Origin of the sequence: Nostoc sp. KVJ20 (assembly GCF_001712795.1) — a bacterium.
Lineage (GTDB): Bacteria > Cyanobacteriota > Cyanobacteriia > Cyanobacteriales > Nostocaceae > Nostoc.
Genome location: NZ_KV757837.1, coordinates 1 through 3,517, shown reverse-complemented (window position 1 = coordinate 3,517; position 3,517 = coordinate 1). Strand labels below are relative to the sequence as shown.

Below are 3,517 nucleotides of genomic sequence, written 5' to 3'. Positions count from 1 at the left end.
CTGTTCTCAATCGCCTGCCATTACCTCAAGGTAGTTTTTTTCCTGAGCCTTGGCCCACTTCCCCTCCACAACTTCATGTGTCTCAAATCACTCTCTCTACTGCCTGATTTTTAAACCCCTACCCTTGAAAGGGGCAATACCCACCAATTACTTGAATTGAGAAAGCAAAGATAATGAATAAAAGCTTACTGTTATCGTAAAAAAACGCGAACATATTTTTATTGATTTCACCTGCCATTTAGTTTAACCAAGCAGTGTTGGCTATAAACCAATACAGTTCAGAACAGACGCAAACACTTGTAGAGACGGCGATTTATCGCGTCTCAAAAACCCAAAATTTTTGCCAGTAACCCTTAACTAAACCGGATTGTGGTATAAACTGCATTGAAGTTATGAGGACACTCAATGGAAGTTTTCTTAGCTAATATTAATCATCTTGAAAGTGTTTCAGTATTATTTGATCGGTATCGTATTTTTTACAATCAGCCATCAAACCTTGAAGCTGCTAAAGAGTTTCTCAAAGAACGAATTCATTCTGTTAGCGGTAGCGGGGCGTTTAGCCCATTCTGACTCCTGACTCCTGACTCCTGAATTCTGTTTCGATGAAAACAAAAAACCCGCCGTAGCGGGTTAAACAACAAAACTATGAACGATGAAAACTTGATTTAACTGGAATATCTCATCTCAGCTTCCAGTTGACGAATCAGCTGTTCGTCGCCTTTTGCTCTGGCGATTTCCAAGCGATGCTCTAGGCTTTTTTGAATATTCGCTCTGTGAGTTTCTCGTGCTTTGCTCACACTTTGTAGTCTATTTTGATTCATAGTGATTACCTGGTTTAATTTTTCACTTTATTGTCTTGTCTTCTTAACATAACATATATTTTGTAGCTGTTGCTACAGAAAAATATTTTTTTATATATTTTTACCAAAATATGTCCAAAAAGCAGATAGATCAACAACCACTCGTGACTTTACTGAGCGATTTCGGCGATCGCGATGTTTATGTAGGCATAATGAAGGGAGTCATAGCCCAAATCAACCCCAGACTGACGATAGTAGACTTAACGCACCAAATTCCGCCGCAAGACATCGCCGCAGCCAGGTTTAGCCTGATGAATGCTTATCCCTATTTCCCAGTGGGGACAGTGCATGTAGCAGTAGTAGATCCGGGTGTGGGAAGCAAACGACGAGCGATCGCAGTAGAATTTGCTCAAGGGTTCCTCGTAGGCCCAGATAATGGTATATTCAGCGGCATACTCAGTCAAAGTCCAGCGATGTCTACGACGGGCTACGCCTACGCAGCCGTCGAACTCACAAATCTTAACTATTGGCGAACTCCTCAACCAAGCAAGACTTTTCACGGTAGGGATATCTTTGCACCAGTGGGAGCTAATCTTGCTAGTGGTGTTCCTCTCAAACAGTTAGGTAAAGAAATTGATCCAGCAAGTTTGGTAAAGCTAGATATAGGCGACTGTAAGCAAACAACCACTAGTGTAGTGGGTTGCATTCAATATATTGACCACTTTGGCAACCTAGTGAGCAACATTCCAGAGAGTTACGTCCAAGGCAAAACTTGGTGTGTGCAAGCCGCCGGGTTGAATATACCAGGCTGTGAAACTTACAGTGATGTTAAGGTTGGAGAGATAATAGCTTTAGTTGGCAGTCACGGATGGGTAGAAATTGCCATTAATTGCGGCAATGCTCACTCACAGTTACAGATTAATTTACAAGATGCACTACAAGTCTTGTTTTTGTAAGACTTGAATTGCAATAAAGCAACTGCTGAAAGACATAAGTTTAGAAATGGTGACATTAAGTTCGTTTCATTGCCCATAATAATAAAAGTAACCCTTGAGCAATTTCCTGTTGTACTCTACAAGAGAATCATAATTATATTCTTAACTATGACTACACAAACACTCTCAGCACCAGAAGTTTATCAAGGCCAGTTTGGGGAATTTACAATTACTCAGAGCGATCGCACTAGCGTAATTATCTACCGCGCTGGGTTAATGGTAGCAGCACTGAGCTTTGCCATCGGCAGCGCTTTGGTTTTATTCAACAATAACCCGACTGTTTTCACCATCCTGACACCTCTATATGCTTGTTTTAGTCTCGCCCTTGGTGTAAGTTTATTTACCATTCATATCTACATGGCATCACTGCACCGAACTTTGCAAGTTTTTTGGGCTATCGGTACTATCGCATCAGTGATATTGGCAATCTCTAGTAGTGAACCTTTGGCGCTTGCTGTTTACAATCAGCCGATTACCTTATTCGGAGTTGGTTTTATCTTCGTTGCTTTGACAGGTATTTATTTTAAAGAGGCTTTTTGCTTCAATCGCCTGGAAACCAAAATATTAACCCCAATAGTACCGCTACTATTATTAGGACATTTAGTGGGAATTTTACCAACTCAGGGAGAAAGTATTTTATTAGGAATTTGGGCGATGTTATTTTTAGTGTTTGCCCTGCGAAAGACAGTGCAAGAAATTCCTGCGGATATTGGAGATAAGTCTGTATTTACCTACTTGAAAGAACAACGTTTAGCGAAGGTTTAATGCAGGCAAAAAATCGTCGGTGTCAAAAGTTTCCAAAAGTCAAACTAATCAAACGCCAAGAAATGTGGACACTTACGGCTCAAGGGTGGGCGATTGCGATCGCTTTGATTGCTTATTTAATATTTTTCACTATTACTCATGTACACTCATTTCTCGCCGTAACTTCCCCAATCAAATCAGCACAAGCATTAATTGTTGAAGGATGGCTACCAGATTATGCTATAGAAGAAGCTTTGGCTGAATTTCAAAATGGTTCTTATAGTCAAATAATTACCACCGGAGGCACATTAGGAAAAGGAAGTTATCTTACCGGATACAAGAACTTTGCAGAGGTGACAGCCGCCACCTTCATAAAACTTGGTTTAGAAACAGAAAAAGTGGTAGCTGTTCCGACACCTTTCGTAGTTAAGGATCGTAGTTATGCATCTGCTGCTGAATTTTATCGCTGGCTATCCAATTCAAATTTACAGATAGAATCAATTAATCTTTTTTCTTTGGATGTTCATACCCGTAGAAGCTGGCTAATTTTCAAAAAATTACTGAATCCTGATATCAAAGTTGGTGTGATTGCTGCCAAAACGCAAGATTACGATCCAGAAAAATGGTGGGATTCTAGCGCGGGTGTGCGAACAATTATTGATGAAGGCATCGCTTATGTTTATGCACGGTTTTTGAATTGGAAAGCCTAATAGTGATAATTCGTAATTCGTAATGACGCTCCTGCGTCGCTAACGCTGCGCTAACGTAATTCGTAATTCGTAATTCCCCGACTTATTTGAGAAGTTGGGGGTCTATCTAATGAGCATTTTATGTTTAATTAGAGGATGTTTGAAAAGTCCTCTTGTCGGCATCAAAAATTTTCGCTCCCCCTCAATCGCCCCTTGCAAATGGAGGAAACCGGAAATCCAGTTCCCTCCCCTTTGCAAGGGGAGGGCTAGGGCTTTCAAGGGTAGGGGT

At 40.8% G+C, this 3,517-nt stretch carries 5 protein-coding genes; 4 read left to right on the top strand and 1 reads right to left on the bottom strand.

All coding sequences use genetic code 11. The annotated features are described in order from the left end of the window. Positions 1-405 precede the first annotated feature (405 nt). Positions 406-570: a hypothetical protein gene (locus tag A4S05_RS39865; protein ID WP_256091411.1), complete on the top strand. Its 165-nt coding sequence runs from the start codon at positions 406-408 to the stop codon at positions 568-570. Between the two features lie 95 nt (positions 571-665). Here the strand turns inward: A4S05_RS39865 and A4S05_RS42485 are convergent, their stop codons facing one another. Next, the gene (locus tag A4S05_RS42485) at positions 666-821 is read right to left on the bottom strand and encodes an arginine synthesis PII-interacting regulator PirA (protein ID WP_176727237.1); all 156 of its coding nucleotides are present in this window, start codon (positions 819-821) and stop codon (positions 666-668) included. A 110-nt stretch (positions 822-931) separates the two neighbouring features. On the opposite strand from A4S05_RS42485, the gene A4S05_RS38140 reads away from it, so the two are divergent. The 3 genes from A4S05_RS38140 to A4S05_RS38130 all read left to right on the top strand — a co-directional run bounded on the left by A4S05_RS38140 (position 932) and on the right by A4S05_RS38130 (position 3,249). Next, complete coding sequence (locus A4S05_RS38140) at positions 932-1,756, top strand: SAM hydrolase/SAM-dependent halogenase family protein (protein ID WP_069074912.1); 825 nt, start codon at positions 932-934, stop codon at positions 1,754-1,756. A gap of 147 nt (positions 1,757-1,903) precedes the next feature. Then, a complete protein-coding gene (locus tag A4S05_RS38135) occupies positions 1,904-2,560 on the top strand; it encodes a DUF2301 domain-containing membrane protein (protein ID WP_069074911.1) in 657 nt (218 codons plus the stop codon). Continuing rightward, complete coding sequence (locus A4S05_RS38130) at positions 2,560-3,249, top strand: YdcF family protein (RefSeq protein WP_069074910.1); 690 nt, start codon at positions 2,560-2,562, stop codon at positions 3,247-3,249. The genes A4S05_RS38135 and A4S05_RS38130 overlap by 1 nt, the downstream gene beginning before the upstream one ends. Positions 3,250-3,517 lie beyond the last annotated feature (268 nt).

Bases quoted from the DNA above. Each gene is read 5' to 3' on its own strand.
- A4S05_RS39865 (WP_256091411.1), top strand. From the start codon at position 406: ATGGAAGTTTTCTTAGCTAATATTAATCATCTTGAAAGTGTTTCAGTA.
- A4S05_RS42485 (WP_176727237.1), bottom strand. From the start codon at position 821: ATGAATCAAAATAGACTACAAAGTGTGAGCAAAGCACGAGAAACTCAC.
- A4S05_RS38140 (WP_069074912.1), top strand. From the start codon at position 932: ATGTCCAAAAAGCAGATAGATCAACAACCACTCGTGACTTTACTGAGC.
- A4S05_RS38135 (WP_069074911.1), top strand. From the start codon at position 1,904: ATGACTACACAAACACTCTCAGCACCAGAAGTTTATCAAGGCCAGTTT.
- A4S05_RS38130 (WP_069074910.1), top strand. From the start codon at position 2,560: ATGCAGGCAAAAAATCGTCGGTGTCAAAAGTTTCCAAAAGTCAAACTA.